Annotated in this window: 18 protein-coding genes and 1 tRNA gene; 10 read left to right on the plus strand and 9 right to left on the minus strand. The window is 59.9% G+C overall.

Annotated features, from left to right (window positions below):
• Nucleotides 1-47: 47 nt before the first annotated feature.
• Nucleotides 48-662, minus strand: a complete 615-nt coding sequence (locus tag ACGK9R_RS15005; protein ID WP_394582690.1) for a TetR/AcrR family transcriptional regulator — start codon at nt 660-662, stop codon at nt 48-50.
• 181 nt (nt 663-843) lie between these two features.
• On the opposite strand from ACGK9R_RS15005, the gene ACGK9R_RS15010 reads away from it, so the two are divergent.
• Both ACGK9R_RS15010 and ACGK9R_RS15015 read left to right on the plus strand, forming a co-directional pair.
• Nucleotides 844-1,530 carry an SOS response-associated peptidase gene (locus ACGK9R_RS15010; RefSeq protein WP_394582693.1) on the plus strand — a complete coding sequence of 229 codons (687 nt, stop codon included), beginning with the start codon at nt 844-846 and terminating at the stop codon, nt 1,528-1,530.
• Nucleotides 1,530-4,382 carry an insulinase family protein gene (locus tag ACGK9R_RS15015; RefSeq protein ID WP_394582695.1) on the plus strand — a complete coding sequence of 951 codons (2,853 nt, stop codon included), beginning with the start codon at nt 1,530-1,532 and terminating at the stop codon, nt 4,380-4,382. Before ACGK9R_RS15010 ends, ACGK9R_RS15015 begins: the two co-directional genes overlap by 1 nt.
• Nucleotides 4,383-4,398: 16 nt before the next feature.
• Here ACGK9R_RS15015 and sbcB read toward each other — a convergent pair whose 3' ends face one another.
• From sbcB to minC, 4 genes are all read right to left on the minus strand, one after another.
• Complete coding sequence (sbcB, locus tag ACGK9R_RS15020; protein ID WP_394582698.1) at nt 4,399-5,895, minus strand: exodeoxyribonuclease I; 1,497 nt, start codon at nt 5,893-5,895, stop codon at nt 4,399-4,401.
• A gap of 158 nt (nt 5,896-6,053) precedes the next feature.
• Complete coding sequence (gene minE, locus ACGK9R_RS15025) at nt 6,054-6,308, minus strand: cell division topological specificity factor MinE (protein WP_394582700.1); 255 nt, start codon at nt 6,306-6,308, stop codon at nt 6,054-6,056.
• Entirely contained in the window at nt 6,305-7,123 is an 819-nt protein-coding gene (gene minD / locus ACGK9R_RS15030) for a septum site-determining protein MinD (RefSeq protein ID WP_252109456.1), read from the minus strand. The genes minE and minD overlap by 4 nt, the downstream gene beginning before the upstream one ends.
• 154 nt (nt 7,124-7,277) lie before the next feature.
• Nucleotides 7,278-8,033, minus strand: a complete 756-nt coding sequence (gene minC / locus ACGK9R_RS15035) for a septum site-determining protein MinC (RefSeq protein ID WP_394582704.1) — start codon at nt 8,031-8,033, stop codon at nt 7,278-7,280.
• A 188-nt stretch (nt 8,034-8,221) separates the two neighbouring features.
• Between minC and ACGK9R_RS15040 the strand changes: the two genes are divergently transcribed.
• Nucleotides 8,222-11,023 (plus strand): DUF349 domain-containing protein, encoded by a 2,802-nt coding sequence (locus tag ACGK9R_RS15040; protein WP_394582706.1) that lies wholly within the window; start codon nt 8,222-8,224, stop codon nt 11,021-11,023.
• Between the two features lie 104 nt (nt 11,024-11,127).
• Here ACGK9R_RS15040 and phbB read toward each other — a convergent pair whose 3' ends face one another.
• Entirely contained in the window at nt 11,128-11,874 is a 747-nt protein-coding gene (gene phbB / locus ACGK9R_RS15045; RefSeq protein WP_394582708.1) for an acetoacetyl-CoA reductase, read from the minus strand.
• Between the two features lie 265 nt (nt 11,875-12,139).
• Here phbB and ACGK9R_RS15050 point away from each other — a divergent pair.
• A tRNA-Met gene (locus ACGK9R_RS15050) sits at nt 12,140-12,216 on the plus strand.
• 391 nt (nt 12,217-12,607) lie between these two features.
• Here the strand turns inward: ACGK9R_RS15050 and ACGK9R_RS15055 are convergent.
• On the minus strand, nt 12,608-13,543 hold the full coding sequence (locus ACGK9R_RS15055) for a LysR family transcriptional regulator (protein ID WP_394582710.1): 936 nt from the start codon (nt 13,541-13,543) through the stop codon (nt 12,608-12,610).
• A gap of 187 nt (nt 13,544-13,730) precedes the next feature.
• Here ACGK9R_RS15055 and ACGK9R_RS15060 point away from each other — a divergent pair, with 187 nt between their 5' ends.
• From ACGK9R_RS15060 to ACGK9R_RS15085, 6 genes are all read left to right on the plus strand, one after another.
• Nucleotides 13,731-14,720, plus strand: a complete 990-nt coding sequence (locus tag ACGK9R_RS15060) for a Bug family tripartite tricarboxylate transporter substrate binding protein (protein ID WP_394582712.1) — start codon at nt 13,731-13,733, stop codon at nt 14,718-14,720.
• 24 nt (nt 14,721-14,744) lie between these two features.
• On the plus strand, nt 14,745-15,179 hold the full coding sequence (locus ACGK9R_RS15065) for a tripartite tricarboxylate transporter TctB family protein (protein WP_394582714.1): 435 nt from the start codon (nt 14,745-14,747) through the stop codon (nt 15,177-15,179).
• A gap of 27 nt (nt 15,180-15,206) precedes the next feature.
• Nucleotides 15,207-16,694 carry a tripartite tricarboxylate transporter permease gene (locus tag ACGK9R_RS15070; RefSeq protein ID WP_394582715.1) on the plus strand — a complete coding sequence of 496 codons (1,488 nt, stop codon included), beginning with the start codon at nt 15,207-15,209 and terminating at the stop codon, nt 16,692-16,694.
• 235 nt (nt 16,695-16,929) lie between these two features.
• Nucleotides 16,930-17,613 carry an RraA family protein gene (locus ACGK9R_RS15075; protein WP_394582717.1) on the plus strand — a complete coding sequence of 228 codons (684 nt, stop codon included), beginning with the start codon at nt 16,930-16,932 and terminating at the stop codon, nt 17,611-17,613.
• Nucleotides 17,603-18,808: a pyridoxal phosphate-dependent aminotransferase gene (locus tag ACGK9R_RS15080; protein WP_394582720.1), complete on the plus strand. Its 1,206-nt coding sequence runs from the start codon at nt 17,603-17,605 to the stop codon at nt 18,806-18,808. Before ACGK9R_RS15075 ends, ACGK9R_RS15080 begins: the two co-directional genes overlap by 11 nt.
• Before the next feature lie 64 nt (nt 18,809-18,872).
• Nucleotides 18,873-18,992, plus strand: a complete 120-nt coding sequence (locus ACGK9R_RS15085; protein WP_394582722.1) for a helix-turn-helix domain-containing protein — start codon at nt 18,873-18,875, stop codon at nt 18,990-18,992.
• Between the two features lie 293 nt (nt 18,993-19,285).
• Here ACGK9R_RS15085 and ACGK9R_RS15090 read toward each other — a convergent pair whose 3' ends face one another.
• Nucleotides 19,286-19,474, minus strand: coding sequence for a hypothetical protein (locus ACGK9R_RS15090; protein WP_394582724.1), 189 nt, complete (start codon nt 19,472-19,474; stop codon nt 19,286-19,288).
• 66 nt (nt 19,475-19,540) lie between these two features.
• Complete coding sequence (locus ACGK9R_RS15095; RefSeq protein ID WP_394582726.1) at nt 19,541-20,050, minus strand: DUF1826 domain-containing protein; 510 nt, start codon at nt 20,048-20,050, stop codon at nt 19,541-19,543.
• Nucleotides 20,051-20,364: the final 314 nt, after the last annotated feature.

A 20,364-nucleotide genomic window follows, 5' to 3' on the forward strand; every position in this document is an offset into this window, starting at 1 on the left:
GTAAATGGCGTGGCGCAGCACGAAGCGCACCGGCTTGAGCAGCCGCTTCACGACGGTGAGCTCTGGGCGCGCAGCCCGGCCAGTACCGTGCTCACCAGCTGATCAAGCAGCTCGTCGACCTTGAGCTGCTGGCCCTGCCAGTAGCCCAAACGCTCGTTGAGACCGAGCTGGACCAGCCCGTGGACGCTGCCCCACAGCGTACGCCCGAGCCGCCGCGCCTCGAGATCATCCAGCGCCGGCTGGTAGCGGGTCAGCGCGCTTTCGACCTGGGTGAACAGCGCCTCGATCAGATCGCTCTGGCGCTGGTCGAGCTCGCCCTCGTCGGCCAGCGGGTAGTCGAACAAAAGCTGCCAGCGGTAGCAGCCCTGCTCGGCAAAGCGCCAATAGGCGTGGGCGAGCGCGCGAAGCCAGGGCTCCGGCGCGTCCTCGGCCAGGCTTTCGATGGTGTGCTGCAGTCGCGCAAGCGACTCGACGTTGACGTGCTGGAGCAAATTGTTGAAGCTGCCGTAGAGTTTCAGCAGCGTGCTCGGCGCACACCCCACCTCCCGCGCCAAAGCGCGCAGCGACAGGCCATGCACCGGCCGGGTGGCCAGCCACTCATCGCAGGCGTGCATGACCTGCGCATGGAGGGTATCGGGCGCGTGCTGTCTGGGACGGGCCATGGCGTTCTCTATCCGGTCGGGCAAAAAGGCGAAAGCCTTGGCGCACTCGAGTGTGAGTAAGGGTTAATATAAGACAGGATACCTTACATCGAACACTGTTTTCGATACCAAAGCACCAGGTTTCGCGTATTTTTACCGCCCACGAGCGCCCGCCGTTCCACCCAAGGCTTCAAGGAGAGACATGACAGGACGCCTACACGTGCAGCGCCTCTCGCTTTCGCGCATGGTGCCCGAGCTCAATCACGACGACCCTTTCATCACCTCGCCCAATCTGGCGCCGCGCCGGCCGGTCTCCGCCATTCGCATGCAGCAGGGTCGCTATCACCACGAGCCGCTTTTCTGGGGGCTGACCCCGCCCTGGCTCAAGGTGCTCGACCACGCCCCCCACTGCGCCAGGGCGGAGTCACTGGACAGCCGGGCGATGTTTCAGGAGGCCTTTCTGGCCCGGCGCTGCGTGATCCCCGTGAGCGGCTTTTACGTCTGGCAGCCGCGCCCCGGCGGCAAGCAGCCTTACCTGGTCACGGCGACCGACCGCGCGCCGCTGCTGCTGGGGGCGCTATGGTGTCGCTACCATACGACGCTGACCGCCTTCACCGACTCGACGGCGCTGGTCACGGTACCGGCCAACGTCTGCCTTTCGTCACTGACCGACCGCCTGCCGCTGGTCATCGAACCCGCCTCGCTTTCGCGCTGGCTTGACCCCGAAACCCCGTCGGACCATCTTTTCGAGCTGACGCGCCCGGCGCCGCTGGAACTGTTGGGCGCGTTTGCAGTATCAAAGCATGTCAATAATCCCGCCCACCAGTCGGCGGCCTGCGCTCATCCGCAGGGCCCGATGCTGCGGTGGCGTGTGCCTGAGGAGTCCTGATGTTACGTTCTTTCGAAGTTGTTCCCAGCGTGATCCTGCGCTACGCCGTGGGCGGCCTGGCGCTTGGCGTCAGCGTTTACGCGCCCACGCTCTGGGCCGCGCCTTCGGAGGTGGCCGAGGTCGTCACGCCGATCAAGAGCCCCAATGATAGCCGCGACTACCGGGTGCTGACGCTGGAAAACGGCCTGCACGCGCTGCTGGTGAGCGACCCGGAGGCCGACAAGGCCGCCGCGTCGATGAACGTGCGCGCCGGCAGCGCCCAGGACCCGGAGGATCTGGCGGGGCTTGCCCACTTTCTCGAGCACATGCTGTTTCTGGGCACCGAGCCCTATCCGGAGCCGGACGCCTACCAGAGCTACATTGCCAACAACGCCGGCTCGCACAACGCCTTTACCGCGCAGCAGGACACCAACTACTTCTTCGATGTCGACCCCGAGGCGCTGCCCGGGGCGCTGGACCGCTTCAGCGCGTTCTTTCTCTCGCCGCTGTTCAACGCCGACCAGCTCGAAAGCGAGCGCAATATCATTCACTCCGAATACATGGCGCGCATCCGCGACGACTCACGCCGTGAAAACGACGTGCTCAACCAGGTGCTGAATCCGGACAACGCCACCACCGGCTTCGCCGTGGGCAGCCGCGAGACGCTGGCGAACCCGCCGGCGGGCGAGGCGTCGCTGCGCGACCGGATCATGGACTTCTACCGCCAGCACTACGATGCCAACGTCATGAGCCTGGCCGTGGTTGCGCCGCAGCCGCTGGATACCCTTGAAACGTGGGTCGCCGAACGCTTCGCCGAGATTCCCGATCGCGGCCTCACCGCGCCGGTGATCGATGCGCCGCTTTCGCAAAGCGACACGCTGCCGCTTTATCTCGAGCGCCAGTCGCTCGAGGATCGGCGTACGGTCAACTTCTACTTCCCGGTGCCGGACCCGACCAGCCGCTATCGCACCAAGCCCGCTCAAACCATCGCCCACCTGCTGGGCGACGAGAGCGAAGGCAGCGTGCTGGCGGTGCTGCGCGAGGCCGGTTTGGCCTTTGGCCTCTCGGCGGGCGTGGGGCGCGGTGACGGCGAACACGCGCTGTTCACCGTATCGATCAGCCTCACCGAGGCCGGCGCCGAGCGCCTGGACGACGTGCAGGCCACGCTCTTTGCCGCAGTCGACGAGATCCGCAGTGAAGAGATCGAGCCCTGGCGTTACGACGAGCAGGCCGCGCTCGCCGAGCAGGCGTTTCGCTTCCAGCAGCACGGCGCCCCGCAAAGCGAAGCGACGCGGCTTTCGATGAGCCTGTCGCGCTACCCGGTCGAGGACGTGCAGTACGCCGCCTACCGCATGGACGGCATGGACCGTGACGCGCAAGCGACGTATCTCGACGCGCTGACCCCGGACAACCTGATTCGCGTCTACTCCGACCAGAACGTGGCCAGCGACAGCGTCTCGCCCTGGTTCAATACCGCCTGGCGCACCCTGCCCGCGCCGGACGCGACGGGCCAGGCGCTCGAAGGCTTGGCGCTGGCCGAGCCCAACCCCTTCATCGCCAACGACCTGACCCTGGAGCCAGGCCAGGACGAGGCGCCGAGCGTGCTGGTCGACACGCCCACCTTCACCGCCTGGCACATGCAGGAGAGCCGTTTCAATACGCCAAGCGTCGAGTGGCGCGTCAGCCTTCAACACCCGAGTGTGAGCTACTCCGCCGAGGAAGCGGTGCTGACCCGGCTGCTGTCGGGCTGGCTCAACGACAGCCTGAGCAGCGCCCTCTATCCTGCCTGGCTTGCCGGCCACTCCTTCAGCGCCTACCCCCACGCGCGCGGGATCACGCTTGCGTTTTCCGGCTGGCGCGACGGCCAGACGCCACTCATCGAGCAGGCCATCGAGCAGCTCAAGACCGCTGATATCACCGACGCCGCCTTCGAGCGGGTGCGCACCCAGCTCGTGCGCGAGTGGCAAAACGCCCCGCAGTCGTCGCTGTACGGCCAGGGCAGCCGCGTGGTCGGCGAGGCGCTCATGACGCCGCAGTGGAGCAGCCGCGCACTGCTGGACGCAAGCCAGCGCCTTCAGCGCCACCACCTCGAGGATTTTCGCCGCCGCTTTCTGCGCGGCTTGCACGTCGACGCCATGGCGGTGGGCAACCTTGGACAGGCGCTTGCCCGCGAGCAGGCCGACATGATTCGGGCCACGCTGACGCCGCGGCTCGAAGCCGATGAGGTCAGTGATCTGACGGCGCTCGCCATCGATCAGGGGGGGCAGGTTCTGCATCCGGACAGCGCCCGGGAGGAATCGCTGGTGCTGCGCTACGCCCAGGGGCGCAACAAGAGCGAGGCCGAGCAGGCCACGCTCAGAGTGATTGCCCAGTGGCTCGATACCGCCTTCTATCAACGCCTGCGCACCGAGCAGCAGCTGGGCTACATCGTCAACGCCAGCTACTCGCCGCTGCTGGACGCGCCGGGCATCGCCTTCATGGTGCAGTCGGCGGATGTCGAAAGCGACGAGGTCGCGCGGCGTATCGACGCCTTCCTGCAGCGCGCCGGTGACGAGCTCGACACCCTCGACGACGAGGCGCTCAGGCCCTACCGCCAGGCGCTCGCCAACCTGCTCGAGCAGCGCGACACCAGTCTGTCGGCGGTGGCCAACCGCTACTGGCAGGCCACCGCCCAGCAGCCGGTGCGTTTTGATCGCCGCGAGCGCATGGCCGAGCGGGTGCTCGAAGTGAGCATCGACGATGTGCGCGATGCCTGGCCTTCGCTCATGGCGCACACGCTGGATGTGCGCTTCGATCCGGGTGACGAGCCCAGCGACACCGCCGCCTACCGCGAAAGCTTAAGCCCCCTGCCCGAGGGCGCCCAAACGCCCTGAGCCGTGAGCGGCCCGCTCAGGCGTCGAACGCCTGAGCGGGCAGCATCGCCTCGACGAACATCACCACCTCTTCGAGAATCTGGCGCTGATAGTCGGTCAAACTCTGCTGATTGTAGCGCTCGATCTCGCGGGCGAAAGCTTTCAGCGTGAAGCCGGAGACCGCCGGGTCGTTCAACCGCGCCCAGCGAAACGCCTCCCACTGCTCTCGCTCTTCGCCTTCCAGGGTTTCCGGGTAGCTTCGCGCGCGAAAGCGAAACAGCATCTCCTCGAGCCGCGGATCCTGAAACGCAAAGCGCGCCCCGACCAGATCCCAGGGCGGCATCTCGCGCACCCGGGCCATCTGCTGGCGGTCCGCCGGCGAGAAGAAGTTGCCCGAGTAGAGCATCAGATCCGGGTCCTGGGGGCCCTGCTCGAAGCCCGCGCTAAACACGTTGACGACCTTTTCGGCGATGACCGTGCCCGCCTCGCGAAGCGCCTTCCAGTGCGCGCGGCACTGGTCGACATCGATGCCCAAACGCGCCTGGATCTCGCCGTACTCGCCCTTTTTCGGGCCGTCGACATCCTTGAGCGCAGTGGCGGGAAACACCACCGGACAGCGGTTGATGTGGATCACCTTGAGCGGAATGCGCGACTCGCCCTCGGCGAGATCCTCGTGGCTTACGAATACGCGCTCGCGAATCTCGTCAGCGCTGAGGTTCTTAAGCGCGCTGGGGTCGGCGCTGAGATCGAACACGATCACGCCGTTGGGATTGGTGGGGTGCTCGGCGAGCGGCATCACCAGCGCGCTGCAGGCACGGCTCGCCGGATAGCGCCTTGAGATGTGCAGCACCGGTTTGGCGCTCGCCACATCGAGCTGGGCGGCCACGGCGCGCTTGCCGCGAAGGCCCAGAAGATAGTCGAACAGCCGGGGATTTTGCGCCTTCAAAAGCCGCGCCAGCGCCAGGGTGGCGCGCACGTCGGCCAGCGCGTCGTGGGCGCCGGCGTGTTCGATGCCGTTGGCTGCGGTCAAGTCCTCGAGCCTGAAGCTCGGCGCGCCGTCGTCGCGTTTGGACCATTTAATACCCGCCGGGCGCAGCGCGTAGAAGGCGCGCACCACGTCGATCAGATCCCAGCGTGAGTTGCCGTTTTGCCACTCGCGGGCGTAGGGGTCGAGAAGGTTGCGGTAAAACAGATGGCGCGAGACTTCATCGTCGAAGCGTAGGCTGTTGTAGCCCACCACGCAGGTGCCCGGCTCGCTCATCAGCGCCTGCACGCGGGCGGCGAACTCCGCCTCGGGCACGCCGTGGCGCTTCGCCTTTTGCGGCGTAATACCGGTAATCAGGCAGGCGGCGGGGTGGGGCAGCGCGTCGTCCGCCGGCTTGCAGTAGATCTCGACCGGTTCACCGATTTCGTTGAAGTCGGCGTCGGTTCTAAGCGCGGCGAACTGCGCGGGGCGGTCGCGGCGCGGGTCGGCGCCGAAGGTCTCGTAATCGTGCCAAAGAAAGCTGGCGGGGGCGGCGTTGGCTGGCGCCATGGGCGGATACTCCGATGAACGTATCCCGCCACCCTACAACAACGGCGATAAACACAAAAGTTCCCGCACCGCCCCCGCTTACGCCCACCCGCGCCTCACTACACGCTTTTCACGATTCACGACTTACGATTCACCAATCACGATTCACGATTCACCAATCACGAATTTCGCGGCAGCGTTACGTTAAGCTCCAGCACCGAACAGTTGTCTTCGCTATCGAGCGAGACCTGGATAGCGTCGTCGGCCACGTGCACGTAGCGGCGCACCACTTCCAGAAGCTCGCGTTCGAGCATCGGCATGTAGTCGGGCTGGCCGCGCTGGCTGCGCTGGTGAGCCACGATGATCTGCAGGCGCTCCTTGGCCACCGAGGCGGACTTCTTGCGCTCGCGCTTAAGGAATTCAAGCAGTTTCATCGCCGACCTCCTCCAAACATCCGGCCCAGCAGGCTCTTGCGCTGCACCTCGTGAAAGCGCAGCGGCACGTCTTCACCCAACAGGCGCGACACGGTATCGGCGTAGGCCTGGCCCGCGTCGCTGGCGCCGTCGTGGGTGACCGGCACGCCCTGGTTGGAGGCGCGCAGTACCGCCTCGGACTCCGGAATCAGACCCAGTAGATTGATGGCAAGAATCTCGCGAATATCTTCCAGCGTGAGCATGTCGCCGGAGGTGACGCGGGATGGATTGTAGCGGGTGATCAAAAGGTGCTCGCGCACCGGGTCCTGGCTCTGCTCGGCGCGGCGGGTCTTGGAGCCCAGAAGCCCGAGGATGCGGTCGGAGTCGCGCACCGAGGAGACTTCCGGATTGGTCACCACCACCGCCTCGTCGGCGAAGTACATCGCAAGCTGGGCGCCGCGCTCGATACCGGCGGGCGAGTCGCAGATCACGAAGTCGAAGTCGCCGCGCAGCTGCTCGAGGATCTCTTCCACGCCTTCCTGGGTCAGCGCATCCTTGTCGCGGGTCTGGGACGCCGGCAGGATGAACAGATTTTCCACCCGCTTGTCGCGAATCAGCGCCTGGTTGAGCGCCGCCTCGCCCTGAATGACGTTGACCAGGTCGTACACCACGCGCCGCTCGCAGCCCATGATCAAATCCAGATTACGCAGGCCTACGTCGAAATCGATGACGACGGTTTTCTTGCCGCGCAGCGCAAGCCCGGTGGCGATCGCCGCCGCGCTGGTGGTTTTACCGACCCCCCCTTTACCTGAGGTCACTACAATGATTTTGGCCAAGAGTCATATCCTTTAAGAGGTCGTTGAATCGCGCGGGCATATTGTTGTCGTCATCGCGCGCAACGCAAATTTCGGTGTCAATCCGGTGACGTCGACGGCACCTCTACTCTAACGAAAAGCGCTCGTCACGTCGCTACGTTCTTCGTACCAGCCTTCAGACCAGTCGTTTGATCTCGAGCTGCTCCTCACAGAAGTGAACCTGCGCGGCCAGCCCCAGCAGTTTCGGGTCGATATCTTCAAGGCGCTTGTAGTTGCCGGCAACGGAGAGCAGCTCGGCCTCGAGCTCGCGACAGTAGATGCCGGCGCTGGTATTGCCGTGAATGCCCGCCAGCGCCCGGCCCCGGAGCGCGCCATAGACATGGATATTGCCCGCCGCCAGCACCTCGGCACCGGCGTTGACCGCGCCGACCACGATCAGATCACCCTCTGGGGCGCTAACCTGCTGGCCCGAGCGGACGGTGCCGCGATAAAGCCGGGTCGCGACCTGGGCGGCGTCAAGAGCGGCGCTATCGGCGGCGGAGTCGTGCTCAGGCGGTGCCGGCGCGTCAGTGCGCTCGACGCTTTCAAGCGTTCGCGCGCGCCCCTCTTCGACCGGCGCGAACCAGCCAAGTCCCAGCGCCCAGGCCGACTGGCGAACCGGCTCCGGACCGCCGCGTACCGCCACCGGCAAGAGCTTGTGATCGCGGCACACCGCGCAAATGCGCTCCAGCGCCAGGTGCGGCTCATCGAGTTTTTCCACGCCCAGCACAACCGGTGTATGCTGAAAGAAGGCAGGAGATTGTGAGAGTTTGCCGGCCAGCTGGCGCCTGATCTGCTCGGGGTCGGCACTGCTCAACTCCATAACGGTCATGGGCAGCATGCCGCCTTTAAAGGTAAAGGCGTTGTCGGCACTATCGGCATTGAGGCTCATGGCCGAACTCCATGTCATGTTCAGTAAGATAAACGCAGCGCGATCGCGCGCGGGGAATGTGCTCGTCGACGTGCGAAGCGACGTCACATTGCCACTGGCAAAGCTAAGCGACAGCGCCGGTGACTGCAACTACCAAAGCACCGAGGGCTGATTTTTTTCACGCCTCGCACCTCTATGCAGGAAGATTCATGCACGGACTGTTACGACGCCTGTTCGCGCCTCGGTGGCAGCATCCCGACGCCGAGGTTCGCCTCAAGGCCCTTCATCAGCTGGACCCGCAGCAGGTCGATCAGCGCGACGCGCTGAAGGCGCTGGCCGACGACCCGGACCCCGGCATCCAGCTCGCCGCGCTCATCGCGCTGGGCGATCTCGACACTCTGACCAGCCGGCTGCCCGAGCGCCAGGCTACGCCCGGCTGGCGTGATGCCGTTATCGAGCGCTTGACCGGCCGCGAAGGCCAGACCGATCTCTATACCCGCCGCCGGCTGGTCGATTCGCTCACGGACTCGGCGCTGCTCAACGAGATCGCGCTGCGGGGCGACAACCTCGACCTGCGCCTGAACGCCCTCGCCCGCCTTCAAAGCGACGACGACCTGATCTTTCAGGCCTGCCACAACAGCGTGGCCAGCGTGCGCCGCCAGGCCGCCGAGCGCCTGGAGGAAGAAGCGAGCCTCAAGCAGCTATTGAAGGAGGCGCGCCGCGATCGCAACGTGGTGCGCCTGGCGCGCGAGAAGCTCGCAAGATTACGTCATGACAACGCCTGGTTCGACCAGCAGACGGCGCGCCGCGAGGAGCTTCTGGGCAAGCTCGAGCAGCACGCCCGCGCCCCTTGGGAGCCGCTTTACGGCGGGCGCCTGCGTCACCTGGAGCGCGAGTGGCGAAAGCTCGACCACCCGCCCACCGCCGACCAGGAGGAGCGCTTTCATCAGGCGCTGCTCGGCGCGCGCAAGACGCTCAACGACTTCGAAACACGGGAGCAGGCACGCCAGCAACGCCAGGTGCGCCGCGAAGAGGTCGACACCACCCGCGAGCAGCTTTTGACCGGGCTCGAACAGGCGCTCGCAGGTCTTGAGCACGCCGAAACGCTCGGGCCTCAGGATATCGAAAGCCTGCGCGCCCAGCGGCGCATTCTGGGCCAGCGCTGGCAGTCGCTGTCGGACATGCACACCCCGCCAGAGACGACCCAGGCGCGCTACGCCAAAGCGCTGGAGGGCTTCGATCAGGTCATGGAGGCCTGGCAGCGCTGGCAGGAGCATCAGGCACAGATCGAAAATGCCCTTGCCGATCACAACCACGAGCGCTTGGTCGCGCTGACCAGGCCGCTCGCCTGGCCGAACAACCTCGCCCGGCCAGCGCTTCTTGAGCGGGCGCTGGCACTTTCGAACCTCGAACAAGCGCAGCATAAGGCCGAAGGCCCGTCGCTTGTAACGCTCGAGGCCGAACTCGACAACTTCGAACACCTGCTCGAGCGCGGCGCGTTCAAGAGCGCCAGCCGCCTTCACCAGCGCTTGAAGCCGGCACTCGAGGCAGTCGACTCTTCTGATGCCAAACCGCACAAGGCGCGGCTCAAACAGTTGGGCGCAAGGCTTGCCGAACTCAGAGACTGGCGGGGGTTCGTGGCCGGCCCCAAACGCGAACAGCTCTGTGCCGGCATCGAAGCGCTGGCCGACGCCCCGCCGATGGCGGATGCGACGCTGGATCGCCGCCACCGGCAGCTGGTCAAGGAGTGGACGTCGCTGGGCAACGCGGCGGCCAGCCGCGAACTCTCGACACGCTTTCGCGCCGCCTCGGATCGCATCCACGAGCGTTTAGCGAGCTGGCGCGAAAATCTCGACCAGACGCGCCAGGCCAACCTTCGCCGCCGCGAAGAGCTCTGCGAGCAGCTCGAAACCCTGTGCCAGCAGCCGGCGGAAAACGCCGACCCGGACGCGCTGCGCGAAATTCGCGATCGCGCCCGCCACCAGTGGCGCGATTACGCCCCGGTTCCGCGCGAGGCGTCGGAAGCGGTGGGCCGGCGCTTTGGCAAGATACGCCACCGCCTGCAGGCGCTGATCGACCAGCGCGCCGAACAGATAGCCCGGGAGAAACGCGCGCTGATCGACGAGGTCGAAGCCCTCGTTCACGCCGACACCCAACCGCTACACGAGCGCATTACTCGCGCCAAGGCGCTGCAGCAGCAGTGGCGCGCGCTGGGCCGCGCGCCCAAGGGGGAAGAGCAGACGCTGTGGAAACGCTTTCGGGGTGCCTGCGACCAGCTCTTCGCCCAGCGCGACGCGCACAAGAGCGAGCAGGCGGCGAAAACCCAGCAAACCCTCGACGACATGCAGGCGCTGGTCGATGAAATGGAGAGCTGGCAGCCGACGGACGCCGCCGACGGTGAGACGCTCGAGGCGTACCTCGAGCGCGCCCAGCGGTTAGAGCCGCTTCCGCGCAACCGCCGCAGCGAAGGCATGCAGCGCCGTTTGAGCGGCATCGTGCGCGCCCGGCGTGACCGGCTGGCGCGGCTGGCAGTGGCGGACACCGTGACGCGCTGGCAGTCGCTGCTTCCGCTGATCAACGCCCACCTTGCCACCGACCAGCGCGCGCTCGACGGCCACGTCGAGCCCGTCGACGCCAAAGCCGTGCTCGAAACGCCGCTCTCCGGCGCCTTTCTAAAAGCGCACCGACGCCGTAACGAAGCCCGTCAAGCGCTCGACGCCGCCGCGCCGCCGCCAAGAGCCGCTATCGAAGAGGCTCTATCGCGGCTTCGCGTGCATCTGTCGCTGCTGGCGCTGGGCAGCGTCAAGCCTCACGACGAGCCGCTGCGCCTGGTCATTCAGGTCGAGCGTTTGAACGATGGCTTCAAGGGCGAAAAAAGCCAGGCCCAGGAGGTACAGACGGTGCTGGCAGACCTGCTTGCGCTAGGGCCGATGTACGAGGAGATCTGGGCGCGCGAGATCGAGGAGTTCGACGCGCTGCTGGGCCGGCTTTCACGCCTGCCCGCCCCGTAACCGCCAAGGCGCTGAAACACCCTACCCATAAAAACCGCAAGGAGGCTTTTGACCTCCTTGCGGTTTTGAGTGCGGGCGCTTTTGATGCGCGTTTCAGCGAGCGCTTAGCCCATGAACTGGCCGCCGTTGATATCGATGTTGGCGCCGGTGATGAAGCCGGACTGCTCGTCGGCCAGAAACGCCACCAGCCGGCCGATCTCTTCCGGCGTGCCGTAGCGCTTGACCGGGATCGTCTCGCGAATCGCCTCGCGCACTTTCTCCGGGATCTCCATGATCATGTCGGTGGCGATGTAGCCCGGCGATACGGTGTTGACCGTGATGCCCTTGGTGGCGGTTTCCTGGGCCAGCGACATGGTCAGCCCGTGCATGCCCGCCTTGGCGGCGGCGTAGTTCACCTGGCCAAACTGCCCCTTGCGCCCGTTGATGGAAGAGATATTGATGATGCGTCCGTAGCCCTGTTCGAGCATCGGGTTGATCACGCTGCGGCAGGTATTGAAGACGCTGTTGAGGTTGGTGTCGATGACCTCAGTCCACTGCTCCTGAGCCATTTTCTTGAGCGTACCGTCGCGCGTGATACCGGCGCAGTTGACCAACACGCTGATCGGGCCGTGGGTATCAATGATTTCACGCGCACCGTCCATGCACGCTTGGTAATTCGAAAGATCGACACCGGAAAGCGCCATGTTATCGAAGCCGTCGGCCTTCTGGCTCTCGAGCCACGTTTTCGCCTTGTCCGGATTGCGATAACCGGCAACCACCAAGAACCCCGCCTCGGCCAGCGACCGGCAAATGGCCGTGCCGATACCGCCCGTTCCACCCGTAACCCAAGCCACCTGGGGTTGATTAGCCATTGACTGCCTCCCTGAAATGACGAATGGCCTGCACCCGCACAACGCAAAGGGCGCCGCAAGCCAGTGTGAACTGGTGGCCGACAAGCCCGGCCACGCACCGTGTTGTTATCTTCCGTCTTGCCACGCCGGATCCAAAAGGCGTAAGCACAGCATAGCGTTACTAACCCGATGTTGCAGCAGAGTGACGCCAACGCGCGGCGCGGCGAATTTAACTCCCGAGGTAATTGACATTGCGCCCAATCCCGGTAGAATACGCCCACGTTGATGCGGGGTGGAGCAGTCTGGTAGCTCGTCGGGCTCATAACCCGAAGGTCATCGGTTCAAATCCGGTCCCCGCTACCAATATTTCGAAAGGCAGGCCAGTAAATTACTGGCCTGCCTTTTTTTGTCTATCGTTCAGCCGGCCTGTATCCATATTGCGTCCAAGCTTCGTTTCTTCTTTTAGCCTTCCAAATTGAAGATGGCCTTCAGGCTCCTGAAACGCAACTTTGTCTACCTTGAGGGTTCTGGATGATCAAATGAGCTACAGGAGTTATCCTCTGCTGACAGCGAGAGAGCTTCTTAAACCATTCATTCTGGAGCAAAGGTTCATGGACACCTAGCTACAGAAGCAGCCCGCGACCACACCGAAGATCCGTGCTGTAACCCAAGTGGCACTGAGCCTTCCCCCGAAATGAAGCCAACTTTATCGCCATGATTTACTTGATTGGCAACCCAGTGGGCGCCTGCTCGATTAAGTCAAATCCATATGGATTGACGAAGAGCCTAAAAAGAAAGGCCGCGAAAAGTCTGCGGCTTCGCTCAAGCGGTGAGCAAGCTCTTCAAGCAGATGCACGCGCACACCGCCATGATACATCGCACAATAATTGGTTTTAGGTAAAGAAGGCGCGGTATCGAGTATTTCAAGTTTCTGTTCGCGAGCAAAACTCTGAACACAGAGCCTGGGTAGTACGCTGACGCCACGTCCTGCCGTTATCAAGCCCACGAGCGCTAGCAAGTTATCGGCGGTTTGATGGGTGGCTGCCATCCCCTGATTGATCAGCCAGCGATTGCAGCCTTGAGCAAACCCGGAACTTTTACCTTGGCTAATCAATGTATAGCGTTCAAGGGCTGTTACGGGTATAGGGCGCGGGCCGTCCACCAGCCCCTCTCTAGCCATGAATGCCATATCTACTTCGGTGAGAAGATATGTTTCTATACCGGATTGCGGAAAAACTTCAGGGATCTGCGGTATCACGATCAAATCCAGCTCACCATCCTGAAACTGCTGATAAAGCGTGCGACTCATGCCGATGGTAATGTCAAGGCGAATATCCGGCCTTTCAAGAGTATATTCCCTTAAAAAATCAGGCAGCCAGGTAAATGCGGACAAATCGGTAAATCCAAGCCGAACACGATGCAGCGACCCCTCGGGCTGTCGATTAAGCTCGAGGATTCTCTTGGCCCCTTCCAATGTCGAATAAGCCAATTTCAGTAATTTTTCTCCCTCTTCCGTGAGCCGGGCATTACGACGCGAACGATCAAATAACGTCAACCCCGACGCCTGCTCCAGCTCAGAAATACGCTTGGAGACCGTCGATTGAGTAGCATTGAGATGTTGGGAAGCACGCTCAAAAGTGCCTAATTCAACGACTTTAACGAACGTTTCAAGCTGTTTGAGAGTCAACATAGCCCAACCGAATCATGAAAAAAATGAATTATAAAATATGCATAATATTCGCTTTTTTAAAAGATTAAAATGTTTTTAAGTGGTTGGCATAGCCATTAACATTCGTTTGACGGTTACAAAATTGATGGTCGCTCGAGAAGAGATTAAAGCGATACACGACACTATAATATCAAGAAGGAATACGACGATGACGACACAGCCCAATGTAGTTCGTAAAGCGCTCTTGAGTGGATTAGCAACACTAATAACGGCGGGCTTCAGCGCGACCACCTTAGCGGCAGACTATCCCACAAAACCCATACAAATGGTTGTCTCCTTCAGTGCAGGGGGCAGTACCGACACGATGGCTCGCATCTTCGCTAAATATGTGGAAGAAGAGCTTGGTCAGCGTGTTGTCGTGGTCAATCGGCCCGGGGCGGGCGGTGAACTCGGCTGGATTTATTTAGCCAATGCAAAACCGGATGGTTATACCATAGGCTTGATCAACTCCCCAGCGATTGAAGTCTATCCCATTACGCGGGAAGAGACGGTGGGCTACTCCCTAGACGCTATTCGCCCGCTAACTAATGTTGTAACCGACCCCGGAATGCTCGTTGTTTCAGAGGACAGCCCTTACCACACACTGGACGATTTGGTAGCAGCCGTTCAGGCCAATCCAGAATCGATCGTGGTATCCCATGAGGGTATAGGCGGTGACGATCACTTGGCCGCGCTCAACTTTGCTTCAGCCGCCGATATCGATCTTAATTTTGTCGCGTACAATGGCAATGCTGAGGCGACGGCCGCTCTGCTGGGCGGCCATATTACGGCGTTTGAAGGCAATATGTCCGAAGCTGTCAATCAAATCAACGAAGGCAGCGCGCGCGGATTAGCGATTTGGTCAAGTGAGCGCAACGAGTCGCTTCCCGATGTGCCGACAGGTAGCGAGCAAGGCTACGACGTCGTATCTGCCGCATCACGTGGGTTCGCTGTTCCGGCGGACGTTCCTCAAGAGATTTATGACGACCTTCTTGCGGCCATGCGTGGTGTGATGGAAAACCCTGAGTTTCTCGCCGAAATGGAGCAGCTCAACATGCCCGTTAATCCTATCTATGGGCAGGATTATGCTGCCTTCATTCAAGATAGCTACGATCAATTAAAAGCTCTTTGGGATACTAATCCTTGGGTAGAAGAGTAATCGTAGAACCGGAAGGACTATTTCATGACGCTCGATACTATTGACCGTTGCGTGACCGTCATACTAGGCGCTCTATGTATGACAGCGATGGTTTTCGGCATGGATATGCGCGGCGATGCGGGACTCTTCCCCATTGCTGCCGGTGCTCTTGGCTTGCTCGCCTGCATAGGCGTCTTAGTGAGCACCTTGCGTGACCGCGCTCCCGATGAGTTACCCGAGCCATTGCCTTGGGCGCGTCTCTTGCTATGGAGCCTTTGCGTACTGAGCTTATTAGTGCTGCTGGTAACCGCCGGCGCACTCATTACATTGCCCCTATTCTTATTAGTGACCCTACGATGGTTAGCCCATTTGAAGTGGCGGTGGGCCTTGTTAATTGCCCTCGTCTTCTCTGCCGCCATTTATCTGGTCTTCGTACACCTGCTCTCAGTTCCCTTACCCGCTGGATTGCTAGCTGGCTAACTGTAGACTTTTTTTAAAAGGCTTCCTATGGATATATTACTTACCGCCCTCGGTAATGTAGTAACGCCAATGGCTTTAGTGACGTTGCTATTGGGCACGCTGGCGGGCATCACCATCGGCTCACTCCCGGGGCTCTCTTCCACCATGGGCGTTGCCCTGTGCATTCCCATTACCTTTAATATGCCGCCCGATCTGGCGCTCATACTACTCGGTGCCGTTTACGTCAGTTCGGTCTATGGCGGCTCTATCACCGCGATCTTACTGCGTACACCCGGTACCGATGCCTCCATTGCCACGGCGCTCGACGGTTATCCGCTCAGCATGGCGGGGCGCGGTGGAGAAGCACTAGGTATGGCAACCATCGCATCACTGTTTGGCGGTTTGTTCAGCGTGGTGGTATTGATCGCCATAGCTCCTCCCTTATCACATATCGCGCTCGCCTTTGGCCCTCAAGAATATACCGTGTTAGCTATTTTCGGCCTCGTAACGATCATTGGGGTGGCTTCAGATCGCCCCTTCAAAGGGATTTTATCCGCCGCAATCGGTTTAGTACTCGCCAGCGTAGGCTTGGATATGTTTACCGGTACGCAGCGTTTTACCTTCGGCTTTAGCGAGCTGTTCGAAGGCGTGCCCCTCTTGCCGGTATTAATTGGTCTTTTTTCCGTTTCTCAGGCCTTTAACCTGTGTATACCGAAGGAGGGAGGTGTACTAACCAGCAAGAGCCAGCCGCTCAAAGGTCGTCGCTTACCACCATGGCTCGATGTTCGCCGCTGCCTTCGGACCATGATGCGCTCATCCGTGATTGGCTCGGTGGTCGGTATTCTGCCAGGGGCGGGCACCAGCATCGCGTCGTTTATTTCATACAGCGAGGCACGGCGCCATTCGCCGACCCCCGAGCGCTTCGGTAAAGGTGAGCTGGAGGGCGTAGCAGCATCTGAGTCGGCTAACAATGCGGTTACCGGTGGTACGCTAATCCCTACGCTAACACTGGGTATTCCTGGCAACGCGGTAACCGCCGTTTTCGTAGGTGGCTTGACCATTCATGGAATGATTCCAGGGCCAAGCCTGTTCACACAGCATGCCGAAACAACCTACACCCTGATCATGTCGCTCTTATTGGCCAACGTCTTGTTTGCGCTGTTAGGGCTATGGCTGTGCCGTTACTTGGTAGTTGTCACTAAAATCCCTGGGGCTGTGCTGGGGCCCATGATCCTCATCTTTAGTGTTATTGGAACTTATGCGCTACGTAACGAAGTATTTGATGTGTGGTTGGCGGTCATTTTCGGTGTGATCGGCTACTTCATGGAGCGCTGGCGCTACCCGGCCGCTCCTCTGGTAATTGCTCTTATTCTTGGCCCTATTCTTGAAGTCAATTTCCGTCGCTCAATGCAAATTTCACACTGGGATCTGACAACATTTTTCACTCGACCTATCTCGTTGACGCTTTGCCTGTTAGTCGTGCTTGCTGTGGCTTATCCGCTTTGGGGGCAGTGGCGGCGAAGCGTGAAACCCTAGGTCAAGACCGGCAGTTTAAAAAAACGGCATCTTAAAAAGATGCGATTTGGACACTAAAATTAATACTGCCTCGGCGTTCATAGTTCGATGCTGAATCGCATCATGCTTTAAAGCCGGCAAGCCTAATGACGAAAAAAACATTCTTTTATAAATGATAAAAAATAAAAAATATCGCTTTTTTTATTAACCAATTGAGCCGCTAAATTTGATTCCACAACCCACCAGAGACACGATAATGACTGACTCTTCTCATAAAACAAAATTAGCCTCAAAGGCACATATCGATGCCTTTAAAACGATCGTTACTCCGCATATTAGTGACAATCTTGACCGCTTAAGCGCTATTCGCGAACTTAAACTCTACCATGACGGTACGAAAATGGTGGGAACGGCATTCACCGTTAAATGTCGTCCTGGCGATAACCTGTTTATATATAAGGCACTATCCATGATCCAGCCGGGCCATATAATAGTGATAGATGGAGGGGGGCATCTGGATAACGCGCTTATCGGTGAACTGATCCTGCTTTATGCCAAGCACCGTGGTTGCGCTGGTTTTGTGGTAGACGGCGCTATTCGTGACGTTAAAGCTTTCGCAGAAGAGAGTATGCCTTGCTATGCACGGGGCAACTGTCATCGCGGCCCTTATAAGACGGGCCCAGGGGCAATTAATGTACCGGTTTCAGTGGGGGGGCAGGTCGTTAACCCCGGCGATATCATCGTGGGTGATGAAGATGGCATCGTCAGCTTCCCCCAGTCTCAAGCCGATGAGTTGATTAGTGCCGCACGCGCCAGCGCAAAAAAAGAAGAAAAGATCATGGCTGAAATAAATACTGGCGAGCACTATCAAAGCTGGCTCGACGCGACTCTATCAGCCAACGGTTTAACACTAGGAGAGGATCTTAATCATGGCCATTAAGTTTGCCGATCGTCTTAAGCGTATAAAGCCTTCTCCCAGCGTCACGGCGAACGCCTTAGTGACCGAACTACGGGCTGCCGGGCGCGATATTGTCAGCTTTACCATCGGTGAGCCCGATCTTGATACGCCAGCGCATATTATAGAGGCTGCAGTTGAATCAATGCGTAAGGGCGATACTCACTATACCTCATCAGCAGGTACACCAGCGGTACGCCAATCCGTGGTCGACAAACTCAAGCGCGACAATGCTCTTGAGTTTTCGCCAGATGAAATTGTGGTAGGCGTAGGCGGCAAACACATTATTTTTCATGCGATGGCCGCAACACTCAATAAAGGCGATGACGTGATCATACCGGCGCCTTATTGGGTCTCTTACCCCGATATTGTGCTATTGACCGGTGCCACTCCCCGGATCGTGGTATGCGACGAGCAGTCGGACTTCAAATTGACCCCCGAAGCGCTCGAACAAGCCATTACGCCCAATACCCGCTGGCTGATGCTGAACAGCCCTTCAAACCCTACCGGGGCAGTCTATACCGAGGCCGAGCTAAGTGCCTTGGCAAGCGTTTTGCGTAGATACGAACACGTTTACGTAATGTCTGACGAGATCTACGAACATTTCGTTTATGAGCATGCAAAACATATTTCGCTCCTTAATGTAGCGCCGGACTTGAAGTCTCGCATCCTGATCATTAACGGTGTATCTAAAGGCTACGCCATGACAGGGTGGCGCATCGGTTTTGGCGCCGGGCCCAAGGAACTGATAAAAGCTATCGTGACGCTTATTTCTCAAACAACGACGTGTCCCAGCTCGATTAGCCAAGCTGCAGCGGTCGCCGCTTTTAGTGGCGATCAAGCGCCTGTCAAAGAGATGGCCGAACGTTACGCCTATCGCCGCCAACTAATGCTCGCCGGTATCGAAAAGATTCCTGGACTACGCTGCTTGGCCCCTAAAGGGGCATTTTATCTGTATGTCGATGTCAGCGGCCTGCTGGGGAAAACGACTCCGGAAGGAACCTCGTTGCAAAGCGATGCCGATATTGTGTTGTATTGGTTGGAAACGGCAGGTGTCGCCGGTATTGGTGGTGAAGCATACGGGCTTTCCCCCTACGTCCGCTTCTCCTTTGCTACCAGTGAGCAGGAGATCGAGCGCGGCTGCCAACGTCTCGCCGATGCCTGTCAAAAACTGAGTTAAAACGGTAACGATGGCGGTCTCAATGAGCAAGTGCAACACCTGATTTACCAATTAAGGTATAGCCATGGCTCATTGTTATCGCCATCTTTCTGCTGAAGACCGAGCCGTCATCATGCTGATGCGGGTTAACCACTCGATCCGTACTATCGCTCATCAGTTGAGACGCGCTCCCAGTACCCTTTAACGAGAACTGAAAGGCCACACGGTCAAGCCTGACATGGCGTATGATGTCAGTCTCGCTTGATGTCGAGCCCGACTGACCCGTTGCATTCTCGCCGTTGCCCGAAGCTGGCTCTCGTTGCATTCAATATATATGACCTCGCCCCCTGTAAGTACAAGCGCCTCGATCTCTTCGGTAAAAGTTTCAAACAATTGGCAACACTTTTCTTGTTGGCAAAAGCATATTGTTCCACGTTTCGAACGCCATGCCTTGGGAACAGGTCGTGCCAAATAGGACTATTCGCAGCCCTGGTGTTACTACTTTGAAGATACGATCTTGCCCGCCAGCCCTCCCGGCTGCATGGTCTCGCGGGACTGGAAGTGAATGACCGAGCGGATCGATTGGCCCGCGTGCAGTAGATCAAAGGCGGTACTGATCTGATCGCAGGTCATGTAGTGTGATGCAGGGGCGATCTCCAACTCGTCGCGTAGCCACTTGTCGACCATGCCGGGCAATTTTCCTCTCATTTTGTCAAGTGAATCAACGCACTGCGCGTGAGGTTAACAACGCCATCACCGATACGATGACAAGCATGATGGCGCTTGCGACAAAGGTAGTTTGGTAATCGCCGCCAGGTTGACGGCGTGCTCCGGCAGCCATTCGCTTCCCGGCCCCACGTAGGTGGTGACCAGCCGCACGGGGAGATTATCGCAATGAAAGCGCGGGCACATGGCGCTTTGCAACAGGCGAAGGCGCACGCCAACGGTCTCGGTTTCGAACAAAAAGGCGATGGCCGAGGCGACGGTCTTGATGTCGTCGATCAGCGCATCGGCGGCGTCCGGCGCCGGCAGGTGGCGGCGCAGATCCGCGCTGAAGGCATCGTTGACGTCACCCAGCCAACTGAATTGCCAGGCGCGCTCGGTCTGGCACTGCGCGTTGGCGCTCATGGCGATATCCGCCGGCAGCGGGCGCGTCATGATGGCAATATTGATCGCATCCTCGAAGATGCGCGGCAGCACGCTGATATCGTCGTCCATCGCGGCGTGGTCGATCATTGGCGCTGTAGCGAGTCGTTGCGTCATGACGGTCTCCAAATCAATAGGCGGGAAGGTCACGTCCGGGCGCGCGCCATTGCGTGGTTTCGGCACCGCGCAGTCGCGGCTGCGGCTCTGCTTGCAAGGCCCGGCCCATGGACATCATCGCCTTTCAAGAATTTATTATGTTATAACATAATATATCATGACTTGTGAGCAGCTCGCACGCTCGTTTCGTCTAAACCGCCAGCCCCGTTTTCCTCGTTACTACCCATTTTTACTCAAGAACGACATACCATCAGCGCGCGGATTCTGGCCGTTATTGGTGAGCCTCCCCCCTGTCGCCGCTGTCTTTTTAATCG

This window comes from Halomonas sp. HNIBRBA4712 (assembly GCF_043558675.1).
Classification (GTDB): domain Bacteria; phylum Pseudomonadota; class Gammaproteobacteria; order Pseudomonadales; family Halomonadaceae; genus Vreelandella.